This is a genomic window from uncultured Corynebacterium sp., assembly GCF_945649885.1.
Classification (GTDB): domain Bacteria; phylum Actinomycetota; class Actinomycetes; order Mycobacteriales; family Mycobacteriaceae; genus Corynebacterium.
The window spans coordinates 1-15,121 of the sequence record NZ_CALZFS010000063.1 but is presented as its reverse complement, the minus strand read 5'-3'; the positions used below and the strand labels follow the sequence as shown (position 1 = coordinate 15,121).

The window sequence follows — 15,121 nt, the reverse complement described above, 5'->3', positions numbered from 1 at the left end:
GAACAGCTCCCACACTCCGGAGCCACCCATGGAACGCATGGCGTGCTGGGAGGCATTCCAGCCGTTGAAGTTTCCGACCACAGCTACACCGATGGCATTGGGGGCCCAGACGGCGAAGGCCGTGCCCTTGACCTCACCAATCATGGTTTCATAGGTCTTGATGTTGGCACCGAGCACATCCCACAGGCGCTCATGGCGTCCCTCAGAGATGAGGTAGATGTCCATGTCGCCCAGGGTGGGAAGGAAGGCATAAGGGTCAGCGGTGACCTGTGGCTCCTGGCCGGGCCAGGTCACCCGCAGACGGTAATCAAAGGCCTCGGTGGCTGTGAGCTCGATTGCGAAAATATCATCGCCGATGGGGGACATCTCTGCCGGTTGATCATCAACAAGCAGTTCCACCTTCTCCGCACCGATCTGGCGGGTACGGATCACCGAACCGGTCTTGGTTGCATGCCAACCGTAGAAACCGTGGGGGTTGTGGTGGTTGCAGTGACGCAGCCGGTTGAGGTCCGCTTCAGGGATATTCAGCAGATCAGGTGCGGAATCAGAGCTCATGGCGCTTGGGGTCCTTATCGGGGGAAATTCAAGGGGAAGATTAAAGGAAAACTAATCGGTGTTTAACTGCACCGACGGTACCGCAGTTCTGGCTGCTGAGGTGGGGGAAATACCCCCCTACCTCACCAGAGGGTATGGGGACTAGGCGCGGTACTGGTCGATTTCACGCCAGGCCAGGCGTTCACGGCGGGAGGCCGGAAGTTCAGGCAGGACGAAGATGTGGGCGACATCGCGTAGTGGTTCCAGGCGGACGAAGTTGGTGGCACCCCAGGTGTAGGAGACACCGGTGATGGCGTCGCGGACCTCGAACTGAGCGCCGGATTCCAGCCCCATGGCGCATAGATCCAGGTTGACGGTGGCCTCACGTGCAGAACGTGGATCCAGGTTGACCACCACGAGCACGGTGTTGCCGGTCAGGGCATCAACCTTGGAGTAGACGATGATCTGGTCATTGTCAGCCTCGTGGAAGTGGATGTTGCGCAGCTGCTGCAGGGCAGGGTTGGCGCGACGGATCTGGTTGAGGGCCGTCAGGTAAGGCTCCAGGGAATTATGGGATTCCAGTGCTCCCTGGAAGTCACGTGGACGCAGTTCATACTTCTCAGAGTCCAGGTACTCCTCAGAACCCGGCTTGACCGCCTGGTGTTCGAAGAGTTCATAACCGGAGTAGACACCCCAGACCGGGGACATGGTGGCTGCCAGGGCTGCACGGATGGCAAACATGGCACGCCCACCGTGCTGGAGGGAGGCGTGCAGGATGTCCGGGGTGTTCACAAACAAGTTCGGGCGGAACACATCAGCCATGGCGGCGCTCTCCGTGGCGAACTCGGTGAGTTCCTCCTTGGAGACCTTCCAGGTGAAGTAGGTGTAGGACTGGGTGAAACCGATCTTGGCCAGGCCATAGAGGCGGGCCGGGCGGGTGAAGGCCTCAGCCAGGAAGATGACCTCCGGGTTGGTGGCGTGAATTTCCTGGATCAGCCACTGCCAGAAGTTCGCAGGCTTGGTGTGGGGGTTGTCCACGCGGAAGGTGGTCACTCCCAGATCCACCCAGAACTTCACCACACGGTAGACCTCCTTGTAGATCTTCTCTGGGGCGTTATCGAAGTTCAGGGGATAGATGTCCTGGTACTTCTTCGGTGGGTTCTCAGCGTAGGCGATGGTGCCGTCGGCAAGCACGGTGAAGAATTCCTGGTGGTCCTGTGCCCAGGGGTGATCAGGGGCTGCCTGCAGGGCCAGGTCGAGGGCGACCTCAAGATCAAGTTCCTCGGCGCGTGCCAGCAGCTTCTTGAAGTCTTCGATGGTGCCCAGTTGCGGATGCACGGCGTCATGGCCGCCGTCCTTGGAACCGATGGCCCAGGGCGAGCCGACATCGTGGGCTTCCGGGGTGAGTGTGTTGTTGCGGCCCTTGCGGTTGATCTCGCCGATGGGGTGGATCGGTGGGAAATACACGGTGTCAAAGCCCATGGCGGCTACACGGTCCAGTGCCTTGGCGGTGGTTTCGAAGGTTCCATGAACCGGGTTTCCCTGGGCATCCCAACCACCGGTAGAGCGAGGGAAGAGCTCGTACCAGGAGTTGACCAGAGCGTCACGACGATCAACCCTGACCTGCAGGTTCTCACCGCGGGTCAGCAGCTCACGCAGTGGGTAACGCTCCAACAGCTGCATGGTGGCTGCGGAAAGACCCGGGGCGACTCGGGCGCGGAGATCACCGGTGCCACGAAGGGAGACGGCGACGTCGACAAGCGTCTTGCGCTCACCGGTGGGTAGGTTCTTTGCGGCCTCTTCAAACAGGTCAGCACCGTGCTCAAGATCATTGGACAACTCTGCTGCGGACTGGCCAGCCTCAATCTTGGCGGTCACGGCGTGACGCCAGGTGGCCATCGGATCAGACCAGGCATCAATGCGGAAGGTCCAGTCACCGGGGACATCAGGAACAAAGAAGGCGTTGACCTGGTCCTGATTACCGGGGGTCTGGCGCATGGGGATCTGGATGGGCTCTGCAGCCACGGAGGATTCCTCCGGCCCCTGCACATTCAGGGTGGCAGAAATGGCATCGTGGCCCTCCCTCCAGACAAGAGCGGAGATGGGCACGATTTCACCCACCACCGCCTTTGCCGGGTTCTTATCCAGAAGCTGGGGACGAACATCATCGATACCGAGACGACCAGTCACAGTTTTCTCCTCAATTGCGGTACAAACTTCAACACAGGAACACGTACACATCACTGGGGGCCGGGGGTGGGTGTCCACCGACCGTTACCCTCCCAAAATCTTATCCGAGCTGTGTCAGTTCCACACGGGATGGAAGAAATCGGACATGATGGAAGGCGTGAATGACTCTGCAACTGACTTCCAAGAGGACTACAACGAAGATCTCCTCATCGACTTTGAAGGAGTGACCTTCACCCGCGAGGGCAGGAACCTGGTGGGCCCTGTTGACTGGCAGGTGGAACTGGATGAACGCTGGGTGATCATCGGCCCCAACGGTGCCGGTAAAACCACATTGATCCGCATGGCCGCCGCCGAGGAATTCCCCTCCGCCGGTAAAGCACGCCTCATGGGTGAGCTGGTGGGCAAGACCGACATGCGTGACCTGCGCGCCATGATCGGTGTCAGTTCCTCCGCCCTGGGCAACCGCATTCCGGATAATGAAAAGGTCAATGACCTGGTCATCTCCGCAGGTTATGCCATCCTGGGCCGCTGGCGTGAAGATTATGCCGAGATGGACTTCGACCAGGCCACCGAAATCCTGGAACAGGTCGGTGCCATCCACCTGGGCGATCGCACCTGGGGAACCCTGTCTGAAGGCGAACGCAAACGTGTGCTGGTGGCACGCGCACTGATGACTAACCCCGAACTGCTCATCTTGGATGAGCCCACTGCCGGCATGGACCTGGGCGGACGTGAGGATCTGGTGGCCTACCTGGGGGCACTGGCCATGGATGCGGATGCCCCCGCCATCATCATGATCACCCACCACGTGGAGGAGATCCCCTCCGGCTTCACTCACGCCATGCTGCTGGATGAAGGCGAGATCGTCGCCCAGGGGCTCATCGATACTGTCCTGACCAATGAGAATCTCTCCAAGGCCTTCCACCAGCCTATTCAGGTGGACCGCATCGGTGAACGCTACTTTGCACGCCGGGTCCGCAAGGCCCGCACACGTCGCGCCAAGCAGTGAATATAATCGGATAGCTTTCAGGGCGGTGTGCCGCTGGACTGAACATCTTGCGGCAGCCAGGGAATCTGTGTGTAGGTCCGATTGTGCTCCTGTGAGTCAACACCAGCTACCCCCTTTCGTGGCATGGAGGTAAGACGTATGGCGAAATAGTGGCACAGTTGTGAAAAGAGTTGCATGACATTGGGCCTGGCAGGGGGAGCACAACCGGAGGAGAATCTATTTCCTCCCGGAAAGTGGTCCGTGCCTGCGGGAAGACTGTTGATTCCTTAGACTGGGCGAGGGTGACTGAAGAAAGCGTGGTGCAGTGATGGTGATGGAAGGTGTGGGTGGCCGGAAGCTGGCTGCCACGGTACTGCTGCTCCGCGACAGCATCATTGACGGGCAACCAGAACTTGAGGTCTATATCCAGGAGCGGGTCTCCACGATGCCGCACTTCCCACGCACCACCGTATTTCCTGGTGGTGGTGTGGATCCCCGTGACTTTCCGGATTTCTCCAAGGAGCATGATCCCGATATCTGGGAAGGCCCTGATGCTGCGGAATGGGCAGAACGTTTAAACACCACACCGGAGATCGCCTACGCACTGATCTTTGCTGCAGTGCGTGAACTCTTCGAAGAAGCCGGAACCCTGCTGGCGGAGCACCGCAATGACCGGGGCCTGGTCAAGGACGCCAGCCAGTACCATTCCTACCGCGCCAAATTGGAAAGCCATGAGCTCTCACTCACGGAGATGCTCACGCGCGAGAACCTGGCCATCCGCACAGACCTCATCGTGCCTTTTGCCCGTTGGGCCAGCCCGGAGGGGGATCGGGCACGTTTTGACACCTTCTCCTTCGTGGCCATCGAACCAGAGGGGCAGTGCGCTGACGGCGATACCCGTGAGGCGTCCTCCACCGGCTATTTCCCACCCGAACTGATCCTGGAGGGCTGGCGTGCCGGCCTGTTGCGTCTGGTGATCCCCACCTGGGCATCCCTGTTTGAACTGTCTCAATTCCACAGCGCCTCTGAGCTGATGGGCAGGATCCACGAGTTCGATCTGAACCCGATCATCGATGATGCCGTGAGCAATCCCCGTTACAGCGAGTTCTATGAACTGAAGCGGATCGAACGCTTCTAAACCGGCCCTCTACACTGAAGCTCATGAGTTTCAGCCCTGATGAGGTTCATTTCCTCATTGACAATGCCCACACCGTTGATTCCGTCACCACCACCATGGAACTGACCAAGAAGTCCATGATCGCTGATGTGGCGGCTGCGCGTTCCCACTTCGGCGATTATGGCAGGGCGGTGGTGGAGCTTGCCGGGGCGCGACGCTCCGTGGTGGGCAAGCTTCCTCCCGCGTGGATGATGTGTCAGGAATCCGCCCAGCAGGCCACCCCGATGCAGGTGGCAGATGTTCGTGCCGCGCGGCTGCGTTCCTTCCTCGACAGTGCTGCAGTGGCCCATGATGTCACCTGTTCCATCGGCACTGAGGGACATGCCGTGATGCAGGCAGGGTTGGGCTATATCGGCTCCGACCTTGATACAGCCCGGCTGCTCATGGCCCGACACAACCTTGACAGCGCTCAGCTGCTGCGTGCCGATGCCCTCCAACCAGCTGTCACCGGTGCGGATGTGATCATCGCTGATCCGGCGCGCCGGGTTGGTGGGCGCAGGATCACCGATCCGGCCCAGCTGCTGCCGCCCCTGCCTGACCTTGTGGAGGCGTGGGCGGGGCATTCCATGGCGGTGAAATGTGCCCCGGGACTGGACTTCAGCGGATGGAATGGTCTGGTGAGTCTGGTCAGTGTGGATGGTGGGGTGAAGGAGGCTTGCCTGTACACCCCTGATCTGGCAGGTGGTGAGACCCGTGAGGCGGTGGTCCTGCGTGGTGAGTCCGTGGACCGTGTCACCGATCTGCTTGACGACGCCCCCGGTGAGCAGCTGGCCCACGAGCCAGGGGAGTTCATCATTGATCCGGATGGTGCCATCGTGCGTTCTGGCCTGGTGCGTCATTACGCCATACGGGAGGGGCTGTGGATGCTGGATGAACGCATCGCCTATCTGACCGGTGATCGCATTCCTAACGGCACCAGTGGGTTCCGGATGGTGGAGCAGGTGCCGTTGAAGAAGTTGAAGGCGGCGCTGGCAGCTCATGGTGCGGGTTCGGTGGAGATCTTGGTGCGTGGTGTTGATGTGGATCCGGACCAGCTGCGTAAGAAGCTGGGATTGAAGGGGAAGAAGCCGATGGCGGTGGTGATCACACGTATTGGTACCACGGGTGTGGCGCTGATCTGTGGTCCGCGGGAATGGGCGTGAGCCGTGAGTTGTGAATATAGAGTCGGACTTACATTGTAAAACCCACCACGAAGGGGATAGTCTAGCCTTAATAGACTAGGCGGTCTAGCGTGGTGGTGTGTGCGGGGAGCGGACCTGTGAAATGACCACCCGCGTATCATGGCCTAAGAGTTTTCATTTTTTCATAAGAGACTGTTTGAAAGGTGAGTGTGGATGTCCACAATCGTGGTGCTGGTGAAAAACGTTCCAGACACCTGGTCCAAGCGGACCTTGGAGGCTGACTTCACCCTTGATCGTGAGGGCGTGGATGAGGTCCTGGATGAGATCAACGAGTTTGCACTCGAGCAGGCACTGCGCCTGAGGGAGGCAAACCCGGACGCCGGTTACAAGGTGGTGGCACTGTCCGCCGGCCCGGACGCTGCTGATGAGGCACTGCGCAAGGCCTTGTCCATGGGGGCGGATGAAGCCATCCTCCTCAATGATGAAGCCCTGGCTGGTTCTGATCTGTTGGGTACCGCATGGGCTCTCAACAATGCGATCAACACCATCCCGGACGTCTCCCTCATCGTCGCAGGTGCAGCATCCTCCGACGGTTCCATGGGGGCACTCCCTGGTGTTCTGGCTGAGTATCGCCAGACACCTGCACTGACCGGACTGTCCACAGTGGCCATCGAAGGTACTGAGGTGACCGGCACCCGCGTTGACCACACCGGCAGCTATGAGCTCAAGGCAGCTCTGCCAGCGGTGGTGTCGGTGGCTGACAAGGCTGACAAGCCACGTTTCCCGAACTTCAAGGGCATCATGGCAGCCAAGAAGGCCACCATCGGCCGACTCAACCTGTCACAGATCGGTGTCACCGCAGAGCAGGTCGGCATTGCACACGCAGCAACCGCTGTGACCGCAGCCTCTGAGCGCCCCGCACGCACCCAGGGTGAGATCATCGGCGCCAACGGGGCGGCAGCGAAGATCGCTGACTACCTGGCTGCTGAAAACCTGATCTAGTTCAACCCGTTTTAGCCAACCAACCTTAACTCCCTGTAGGAGAAACTTTTCTCATGTCTACTGCATACGTATTGGTAGAGCAGAACAATGGTCGTCTGGATCCGGTCACCGTTGAACTGATCACCGCAGCCCGCGCACTCGGTGAGGTCACCGCAGTCGTCGTCGGCGAACCCGGCACCGGCCAGGCATTCGCCGCTGAACTCGGCTCCCTGGGTGCTTCCGTGGTTATCGCCGCTGAAGCCACCGGCGTGGCCAACCGCCTTGTGCTGCCTGAGGTGGATGCCCTCCACATGCTGGCAGCACACAACCCCGGTCCGATCGTTGTCGCCGCGAACCTGACCGGCAATGAGATCGCCGGCCGCTTGGCTGCACGCCTGGCCTCCGGTGTGCTCTGCGATGTCGTCGGAATCAACGCCGACCGCACCGCCAAGCAGTCCATCTTCGGCGACACCATCCAGGTCTCTGCCGCCGTGGGCGGTGCAGCCCCGATCTACACCCTGCGTGCAGGTGCAGTCACCGGTGAGTCCGTGGCTGCTGCGGGCACCCTCCAGTCCATGGAGCTGCCAGCTGCCACCATGAAGGATGTCACCGTCGTGTCCTCTGCGCCGGCTGTGCGTGGCGACCGCCCTGAGCTGCCACAGGCCAAGGTCGTCATCGCCGGTGGCCGTGGCATCGGTTCCGCGGAGAATTTCCAGAGCGTTGTCGAGCCACTTGCCGATGCCCTCGGCGGTGCCGTGGGTGCCACCCGTGACGCCGTGGACCTCGGCTACTACCCGGGCGAGTACCAGATCGGGCAGACCGGTGTCACGGTCTCCCCGGATGTCTACATCGGCCTCGGTGTCTCTGGCGCGATCCAGCACACCTCCGGCATGCAGACCGCCAAGAAGGTCATCATCGTCAACAATGATGAGGATGCCCCCATCTTCGAGATCGCTGACCTTGGTGTTGTTGGCGACCTCTTTGCCATCGCCCCTGAGCTGGTTGAGGAGATCAACAAGCGCAAGTAGCCGATAGTCAGGGGTCCTGGGTAGTGTTTCACTACCTGGGGCCTTAATATTTTCCCCCTGAGATCCCCGAAAAGAAGAAGGACCGTGGATACTTTCTACCTCGACCATGCTGCGACAACCCCGATGCGGGAGGTGGCGGCGCAGGCCTGGATGGACCATGCCCAGGCACTGAACCCGTCCGGCCAGTATGGTTCCGGTCGTAGGGCACGCAGTGCGCTGGATTCCGCCCGTGAGGAGATCGCATCACTTCTAGGTTGTGAACCCATCGAGGTCATCTTCACCGCCTCCGGCACCGAGGCTGACAACCTGGCTGTTCAGGGGCTCTATCAGGCATCGCCTCTGAAACGGATTGTCTCCACCCCGATCGAGCACCCCGGCATCCTGGAGACCGTCAAGGCACTGGGAACACAGGGGGCACAGGTTGATCTGCTGCCCATCGGTGCGGACGGCCGGGTGTCCTCCTTCGAACTGCTCGAGACTCCGGCTGCGGTGGCCACGATGATGTGGGCTAACAATGAAACCGGTGCGATCCAACCTGTTGAACAGTTTCTGGCCGCGGCAGGGGAGACCCCGACCCATATCGACGCCGTCCAGGTCATCGGGCACATGCCGGTGAACTTCCACGAGCTGGGTGTGACCACCCTGGCAGCCTCAGCCCATAAATTCGGCGGTCCCCGTGGTGTCGGCCTGTTGCTGGCACGTCGTTCCCCGGCACCGTCGGCTGTTCTGCACGGCGGTGGTCAGGAACGTGGTATCCGTCCCGGCACCCTCGACGTTGCCGGTGCCGTTGCCACCGCAGCAGCCCTGCGTGAAGCAGTAACTGAGTTTGATTCCACCCACGCCCGCATCAGCGGGCTGCGCGATAAGCTTCGCGACGGCATCCTAGATCTCATCGACAATGTCATGGTCCACACGACTGAGCCTGCACTGGCCGGCCACCTGCACCTGTCCTTCCCCGGGGCAGAAGGCGACAGCCTGATCATGCTCTTTGATTCCATGCGCATTGAAGCCTCCACCGGCTCCGCCTGCTCCAACGGTGTCAACCGCGCCAGCCATGTCCTGCTGTCCATGGGGATCACCGAATCCGATGCCCGCGGTGCCATCCGCTTCACAGCGGGACGTACCACCACTGACGCAGACGTGGATGCAGTGCTCAATGTCATCGCTGATGTGGTGGCCCGGGCGCGGACCGCGGGGCTGGCTTTCTAGCGTGTGGCCTTTCTTCCTGATTATTGGGCTGAGTGCTCTCAGTGTCAGGCTCGGGGCAGTGCTGCGCACACCCCGCCAACACTTCTGCGCCTGTACCGCTGTGGTTGTGGCTGTGCTCTCCGGCCTCTTCGACAAATCAACCGTGATCGCAGGGGTTGCTGTCTGCTATCTACTTATCCCATGCATCTTGATGAATCAGTTGAAGCCTCCGGATTCCAATACTCTGGTGTGATGCATGAGCAGTGCAGATCAGTTGTTGGCAGGGCCCCGGGGCAGAGGCATGCTCTTTTATCTCCTCAGTACTTGTGGAGACCCCATGCAGTTGGGCTCGTGCAGTGATGAGATCCTCACTCACTATGTGGAGAGCACAGTTGATGATGCACGGTACTGGCAGCCACCTGATGAAGCAGAAGGCGTCCTGGAGCAGCCGGAGGTGCGCGCAGGTGGTGGTCACAGGAGTTCACCCCGGATGACCTGGGATGCTCTGCCTGAACGTCCAAAGCAGCTGGCGGAGGCATGTGGAAGATAAAGAACTCTCTCCTGAGGAGGGCACTGGTCCCTGGTGGTCAGTTCCCAGGCAGGGATCCACTCCCACCAGCCGGGCCTACCGCGGCGCGACCGGCCTGTGGTGGGAGGAAGACACCTTCGGATATGGATGTGCTGAAGTGATCAATCTGGCGGTGGATCCAGAAGCCCGCGTATTCACCATCACCGGGGAATCCAGCTGGGCCAGGCTGTGCCGTGATTACCCCTTGGACGTCACTGCAGATAAACAATATGACTGGCAGGCGGCCACCGGACTCCGGAGACCCTGGGTCATGCCTGATTGGAGCAGGGTGATCCGGGACTTCGACGCCGTACATCTGACAGTGGCGGGTTACCTGGGTACCGCAGGACGCGCCATCAAGATCGGGGAGAGATCATGTCAGTGCTGGCAGGATGGGCACCGGGGGAGACTGACTGGCAGCAACTCAGCTGCTGGTACCGAAGAAGACAAAAGAGAGAGCCGGGCCCACGGCATCAAAGCCATGGCAGGCAATCTGCTGGGGCAGGGGACAGGTCGTGCAGTCCACCATCTCATAGGTGCCCAGGAGGGAGGCCCTCAAACCGGTGATTCCCTGCAGGAAATCCAGTTCCTGCTCAAAGCTGGATCCCGTGGACGTCATCGGCGGGGCCTGGTAGTTCTGGGCAGAAGCAGGGGCTACCAGGAGAGCACCTGCCGCAAGGGTACTGGCCAGGGTTTTAGTGAGGACGCGCATCACTCAACCGTAGTATCAGTGATCGCATCGCGCCGGGGATGTGCGCCACTGGCAAAGCGTCGCGTCCAGGCTTCGTCCTTGTATTGGGCAGGCACCCCGCCGCCGAGCAACTCCCGGGTCATGGCTGCGGTCTGGGTGGAGTGGGCGTCGAAAAGCTCCTGGTCTGAGCCGATGAGGATGATGTTGCCGTAACGGCGGCCCTTGAGCATCGTGGGATCGGAGATGACCGCGACGTGTTTGAAGACCTCCATCATACCGGCGAGTTCACTCTTGGCACCGCGCAGGTCGGAGTGGTCGCCGCAGTTGGAGATGTAGAGTCCGCCCGGTGCGAGGCCACGGTGGCAGTGTTCGAAGAATTCCACGGTGGTGAGGTTCTCCGGGGTGACGGCACCGGCGAAGGCGTCACGGATGATGATGTCGCGGCTGGCTGGGGTGAAGGATTCGGCGACCACGCGGGCATCATCCACACGGATCTTCACGCGTGGGGCACGGGGAATGTCGAACCATTCACGTGCCAGGCGGGCCAGCTCCCCGTCGAGTTCGACCACGGTGTTGCGGGACTGCGGGTACACATCGGCGAAGTAACGGGCCATGGTGCAGGCGCCGCCACCGAGGTGGGTGATGCGCAGCTTCTCAGCGTCGAGATACTCATCAGTAAAAGCCCGGGTTCCGGTGGCGATCCACCGCATGTACTCAAATACCAATGCCTGTGGCTCACCGAGAACGATGTGTGAGCTAGGCACACCGTTGACACTGATCAGCCAACCATCGGTGGTGTAGAAATCCGGCTGCAGCTCAATGAGGGAGTAATCCCCCTCGTAGGAACCGGCGATGGGCTGCGGTCCGGAAGACTTGGAGTTGTCTTTGAGGGTGTCTTTGGCGGTGTTACGTTTGCGGGCCACGGAATGCTTTCTGGTTGTGGAGCTGGTTTCTAGAGCGGACGGTGCTGGGGGTTGTTCAGCAGGTGCTCGCGCATATAAGGCAGAGCGAAGTTGAGATAGCCATATTTGGGAACAGTCAGCAGGCCACGGCGCAGCAACTGTCGACGCTGCATGGACAGTGCATTGGGTTCGACCTGCATCAGGGTTGCGATGTCGCCGGTAGCCACCATTGCGCTGTTCTCAGATAGTTCTGCGATGGCATAGAGGATAGTCAACTCGCCGTCAGGAACAGAATGCAGGGAGGGCTCATGCACCTGCATGCCCATGCGCCGGATGACTTCCTCACGCACGGCTGCAACCTGGGTGGTGGTGATGTGGTCAGTGCGATCCAGGGTGGCCCGTGCCCAGGCGAGCGAACCGGTCAGCTGCATGGAATAGGGATAACCCACGCTGATAGTGGCAGCAAGGTTGGCGGCTTCCTCGTCAATGTGGCGGCCTCCCGCGGTGGTTGTCTCAGCGAACATGGCCACTGCATCCCTCTGGTTAACCTCACCGAGATGGATGCGCTCTGCACGTCGGATGAATGTGGTGCCCTCATGCTGGAGGAGTTTCCCTATCCCCTCAGGCAGTCCAGCGGCAACGAGAGCGATGTCGAAGTCATCTCTGAGGAGGTCCTGCACTGCAGTGGCCAGTTCATGAAGCTGATCTATATCTGCGCTCTGAAGCTCATCCAGGGTGATGAGGATGCCAACGCCCCGTTGCCGCAGCAGGGTGGACAGTTCCCGCAGACGCGATATCAATGTAGGGGCAGGGTGGGAATGGTCAGGGTCAGCCACGGAGGTGACCTGGCCCAGACCGGGAATGGATACCCCGCTGATCATCCTTTTGCTGCTGGGGCCAGCTTGATCACGGATCGCCTCGGGCAGGGTGGTGTTGATGAGGGTGTCCAGCATCGTGCGGTCCGGATAGGCGCGCAGCTTCACCCAGCCCTGTTCAGCGGCGGCATCTTCAAATTCATTAAGCATGACGGTTTTGCCCATGCCGCGGGCCCCGGAGATGAGCAGTGCTCGGAAAGGGCTTCCGGGACCTTCGGCGAGGCCGAGGCGGAAGGATTCGAGGAGGGAATCACGGCCGGCAAGGATGGTGGGTGATACTCCGAAGGTAGGCCGGAAGGGATTGATTCGGGCTGGTGTGGGAGACATGGATGCGCTCCTAACGGGGATTTTCAAGTTTAGATCTATTAGAACTCTATTCTAAGTTTAGATCCTTTAGAACTGGCTGAGGACTTTAGATCTTTTAGAACTTCCGGGGAGTTGATGGCTGGCCAGCCGGTGACAATTGGGGGTTTTGGGGAACAGAAAGATACGCTACAAGGTTGAACAAGGGTGAGCCCGTGAATGCGGGCAGGCTGGCAAGACATCAGTGCATATAGTGAGGGAGACAAGCATGCGGGTTCTCGCAGCAATGAGCGGAGGCGTCGATTCCGCGGTGGCAGCATCGCGGGCGGTGGCCGCAGGCCATGAGGTGATCGGGGTACACCTGGCACTGTCCAGAGATCCGAAGAGCGTCCGCGAATCCTCCCGTGGCTGCTGCTCCCTGGAGGACTCCGCCGATGCCCGCCGTGTGTGCGACAAGCTCGGCATCCCCTTCTACGTCTGGGACTTCTCCGACAGGTTCCAGGAAGATGTCATCGATGACTTCATTGACTCCTACGCCATCGGTGAAACCCCGAACCCCTGCCTGCGCTGCAATGAGAAGATCAAGTTCGCAGCCTTGCTTGAGCGTGGTATCGCACTCGGCTTCGATGCCGTGGTCACTGGCCACTACGCACGTCTGACCCAGCCTGCGGACGGCGGTGACGGCTACCTGCGCCGTGGTGTGGACATGGACAAGGACCAGTCCTATGTCCTCGGTGTGCTCGGCGCACACGAGATCGCCCACTGTATGTTCCCGGTCGGCGACACCATCAAGCCGGAAATCCGTGAGGAAGCCGGCGAGGCGGGATTCTCCGTGGCCAAGAAGCCGGACTCCTATGACATCTGCTTCATCCCCGATGGCAACACCCAGGCATTCCTGGGCAAGCACATCGGCCTACGCCCGGGCATGATCGTGGACCAGGAGGGTGAAACCCTGCAGGAGCACGCCGGCGTGCATGAATTCACCATTGGTCAGCGCAAAGGACTTGACATCAAGGCTCCCGCCGCCGATGGCCGTCCCCGCTATGTCACCGATATCGATGCCACCACCGGCACCGTCACCGTCGGTTCCCGCGAGGATCTCCAGGTGTTCACCATCCACGCCGACCGCCTGAAGTTCCTCCACCCAGCTATGGACGGCGAGCTTGACTGCGAGGTCCAGGTCCGCGCCCACGGCGGTGTGGTCACCTGCCACGCCACCATCGACCGCGAAGCCGACACGATGCTGCTCAAACTCAATGAGCCACTCTCCGGCGTGGCCCGCGGCCAGGCAGCCGTGCTCTACCTGCCTGACGCCGATGGCGACATCGTGCTCGGTTCCGGCACCATCTGCGGCACGGAGGGTTAAACATGGGCGCCTATGGTCTAGGTGAACTACCCGGCACCTCCACCGTGGAGGCTGCCGACATCATCCAGGGCGAAACAGGCGACCTGCTCCACCTCCCGCAGCTGCCTGCCCGCGGACTGGGCGGCGACGCCATCGGTAGGAGCATCGGGCTTGTCGACGCCCTGACCGTCGAACGTGGCGCACGTTCCTGGATGCTCAGCGCCCGCCCGAGCAGGCTCACCCACCTCACCCGTGACTACCTGTCCATGGATCTGGACACCTGTGAGGAAGCCTGGGGGACATCCCTTGGGCATGTGAAGATCCAGGTGGTCGGTCCGTGGACGCTGGGTGCACAGATTGAGCTGCCCAACGGCCACCGCGTGATCACTGACCGCGGAGCCATGCGCGACCTCACCGAAGCACTCATCCTGGGCATCCAGGAGCATGTCGCAGACGTGGCACGCCGCTTCCGCGCTGAGGTCTCTGTGCAGATCGACGAGCCCGATCTACCAGTCCTGGTAACAGGAAAGCTTCAGGGAACCTCCACCTTCGACACCATCCGTGCGGTCAACGTCGCCGATATCAATGAACGCCTCAGCGGTGTCTTTGAAGCTGTGCGTGGTGGGGCAGTGAAGAATACTTACCTCAACCTCACCGGTGGACTGCCTCTCTGGGAAGTCGCCAAAGGTGCAGGTGCCGACACCGTCCAGGTATGCCTGGATCAAGTAAAGGGCAATGAACAACTGGACGGCTTCGGGGAGACCATCACCAATGGCATTCGCCTCGGCCTCGGAATCACCGGGTCAGAAGATCATGTGGATGAACTTCTGGAAAAGCCCCGCGAACGTGCAGTGCAGGTCGCACGGTTCTTTGATCATCTGGGTGTGTCCCGCGACTACCTTGTTGGTCACGTGGACGTGCACCCGCGCGCCGGATTGGGGGATGTGGAGACTGTCACCGCGGCGGCGAATGCATATCGGATGGCTCGTGTTGTCGCCAGCATGCTGGAGAAGGATTCTGGCGATCTCTAGGCACTGAGGAGTAACCCCAGTCAGAGGCATATAAGCCCGTTCTGTGGCCCATCGCCAACAGGACGGGTTTTGCATGACGCGGGGGTGGGGTAAAGGCCTGCCTTAGTGCATCTTTAAGAAGGTGGGGGTAGCTATGTCCGGTGCGTTATCTATGGTGATATTCAAACACCTGAACTAACTATTTGCTGTCACGCATCAA

Annotated in this window: 13 protein-coding genes and 1 pseudogene; 9 read left to right on the top strand and 5 right to left on the bottom strand. The window is 60.4% G+C overall.

The window, feature by feature from the left end; translation table 11 throughout:
• Together Q0M74_RS08280 and Q0M74_RS08275 are read right to left on the bottom strand one after the other, a co-directional pair.
• Positions 1-555, bottom strand: a pseudogene (locus Q0M74_RS08280) (1,4-alpha-glucan branching enzyme); the annotation flags it as partial.
• A 141-nt stretch (positions 556-696) separates the two neighbouring features.
• Complete coding sequence (locus Q0M74_RS08275; protein ID WP_293953306.1) at positions 697-2,724, bottom strand: alpha-1,4-glucan--maltose-1-phosphate maltosyltransferase; 2,028 nt, start codon at positions 2,722-2,724, stop codon at positions 697-699.
• 145 nt (positions 2,725-2,869) lie between these two features.
• Between Q0M74_RS08275 and Q0M74_RS08270 the strand changes: the two genes are divergently transcribed.
• The 7 genes from Q0M74_RS08270 to Q0M74_RS08240 all read left to right on the top strand — a co-directional run bounded on the left by Q0M74_RS08270 (position 2,870) and on the right by Q0M74_RS08240 (position 9,757).
• On the top strand, positions 2,870-3,733 hold the full coding sequence (locus Q0M74_RS08270) for an ABC transporter ATP-binding protein (protein WP_293953304.1): 864 nt from the start codon (positions 2,870-2,872) through the stop codon (positions 3,731-3,733).
• A gap of 307 nt (positions 3,734-4,040) precedes the next feature.
• Positions 4,041-4,850 carry an NUDIX hydrolase gene (locus Q0M74_RS08265; RefSeq protein WP_293953308.1) on the top strand — a complete coding sequence of 270 codons (810 nt, stop codon included), beginning with the start codon at positions 4,041-4,043 and terminating at the stop codon, positions 4,848-4,850.
• Positions 4,851-4,873: 23 nt separating this feature from the next.
• Complete coding sequence (locus Q0M74_RS08260) at positions 4,874-6,031, top strand: SAM-dependent methyltransferase (RefSeq protein ID WP_293953302.1); 1,158 nt, start codon at positions 4,874-4,876, stop codon at positions 6,029-6,031.
• A 192-nt stretch (positions 6,032-6,223) separates the two neighbouring features.
• Positions 6,224-7,012 carry an electron transfer flavoprotein subunit beta/FixA family protein gene (locus Q0M74_RS08255; protein ID WP_293953300.1) on the top strand — a complete coding sequence of 263 codons (789 nt, stop codon included), beginning with the start codon at positions 6,224-6,226 and terminating at the stop codon, positions 7,010-7,012.
• A gap of 53 nt (positions 7,013-7,065) precedes the next feature.
• Positions 7,066-8,019, top strand: a complete 954-nt coding sequence (locus tag Q0M74_RS08250) for an electron transfer flavoprotein subunit alpha/FixB family protein (protein WP_293953298.1) — start codon at positions 7,066-7,068, stop codon at positions 8,017-8,019.
• A gap of 84 nt (positions 8,020-8,103) precedes the next feature.
• Positions 8,104-9,228 carry a cysteine desulfurase family protein gene (locus tag Q0M74_RS08245; RefSeq protein WP_293953297.1) on the top strand — a complete coding sequence of 375 codons (1,125 nt, stop codon included), beginning with the start codon at positions 8,104-8,106 and terminating at the stop codon, positions 9,226-9,228.
• A gap of 316 nt (positions 9,229-9,544) precedes the next feature.
• Entirely contained in the window at positions 9,545-9,757 is a 213-nt protein-coding gene (locus Q0M74_RS08240; protein ID WP_293953296.1) for a hypothetical protein, read from the top strand.
• A gap of 442 nt (positions 9,758-10,199) precedes the next feature.
• Here Q0M74_RS08240 and Q0M74_RS08235 read toward each other — a convergent pair whose 3' ends face one another.
• From Q0M74_RS08235 to Q0M74_RS08225, 3 genes are read right to left on the bottom strand one after another with little or no spacing between them, the layout of a single operon-like run.
• A complete protein-coding gene (locus Q0M74_RS08235) occupies positions 10,200-10,487 on the bottom strand; it encodes a hypothetical protein (RefSeq protein ID WP_293953295.1) in 288 nt (95 codons plus the stop codon).
• Positions 10,487-11,389 carry a spermidine synthase gene (locus tag Q0M74_RS08230; protein WP_293953294.1) on the bottom strand — a complete coding sequence of 301 codons (903 nt, stop codon included), beginning with the start codon at positions 11,387-11,389 and terminating at the stop codon, positions 10,487-10,489. The genes Q0M74_RS08235 and Q0M74_RS08230 overlap by 1 nt, the downstream gene beginning before the upstream one ends.
• Positions 11,390-11,418: 29 nt before the next feature.
• Positions 11,419-12,570, bottom strand: a complete 1,152-nt coding sequence (locus Q0M74_RS08225) for an ATP-binding protein (RefSeq protein WP_293953292.1) — start codon at positions 12,568-12,570, stop codon at positions 11,419-11,421.
• 244 nt (positions 12,571-12,814) lie between these two features.
• Between Q0M74_RS08225 and mnmA the strand changes: the two genes are divergently transcribed.
• Together mnmA and Q0M74_RS08215 are read left to right on the top strand one after the other, a co-directional pair.
• The gene (gene mnmA, locus Q0M74_RS08220) at positions 12,815-13,912 is read left to right on the top strand and encodes a tRNA 2-thiouridine(34) synthase MnmA (RefSeq protein ID WP_293953290.1); all 1,098 of its coding nucleotides are present in this window, start codon (positions 12,815-12,817) and stop codon (positions 13,910-13,912) included.
• Positions 13,913-13,914: 2 nt separating this feature from the next.
• The gene (locus tag Q0M74_RS08215; RefSeq protein ID WP_293953289.1) at positions 13,915-14,922 is read left to right on the top strand and encodes a hypothetical protein; all 1,008 of its coding nucleotides are present in this window, start codon (positions 13,915-13,917) and stop codon (positions 14,920-14,922) included.
• The last annotated feature ends 199 nt before the right edge of the window (positions 14,923-15,121 follow it).

Bases quoted from the DNA above. Each gene is read 5' to 3' on its own strand.
- Q0M74_RS08260 (WP_293953302.1), top strand. From the start codon at position 4,874: ATGAGTTTCAGCCCTGATGAGGTTCATTTCCTCATTGACAATGCCCAC.
- Q0M74_RS08250 (WP_293953298.1), top strand. From the start codon at position 7,066: ATGTCTACTGCATACGTATTGGTAGAGCAGAACAATGGTCGTCTGGAT.
- Q0M74_RS08225 (WP_293953292.1), bottom strand. From the start codon at position 12,570: ATGTCTCCCACACCAGCCCGAATCAATCCCTTCCGGCCTACCTTCGGA.
- Q0M74_RS08235 (WP_293953295.1), bottom strand. From the start codon at position 10,487: ATGCGCGTCCTCACTAAAACCCTGGCCAGTACCCTTGCGGCAGGTGCT.
- Q0M74_RS08265 (WP_293953308.1), top strand. From the start codon at position 4,041: ATGGTGATGGAAGGTGTGGGTGGCCGGAAGCTGGCTGCCACGGTACTG.
- mnmA (WP_293953290.1), top strand. From the start codon at position 12,815: ATGCGGGTTCTCGCAGCAATGAGCGGAGGCGTCGATTCCGCGGTGGCA.
- Q0M74_RS08215 (WP_293953289.1), top strand. From the start codon at position 13,915: ATGGGCGCCTATGGTCTAGGTGAACTACCCGGCACCTCCACCGTGGAG.
- Q0M74_RS08270 (WP_293953304.1), top strand. From the start codon at position 2,870: ATGATGGAAGGCGTGAATGACTCTGCAACTGACTTCCAAGAGGACTAC.
- Q0M74_RS08240 (WP_293953296.1), top strand. From the start codon at position 9,545: ATGCAGTTGGGCTCGTGCAGTGATGAGATCCTCACTCACTATGTGGAG.
- Q0M74_RS08255 (WP_293953300.1), top strand. From the start codon at position 6,224: ATGTCCACAATCGTGGTGCTGGTGAAAAACGTTCCAGACACCTGGTCC.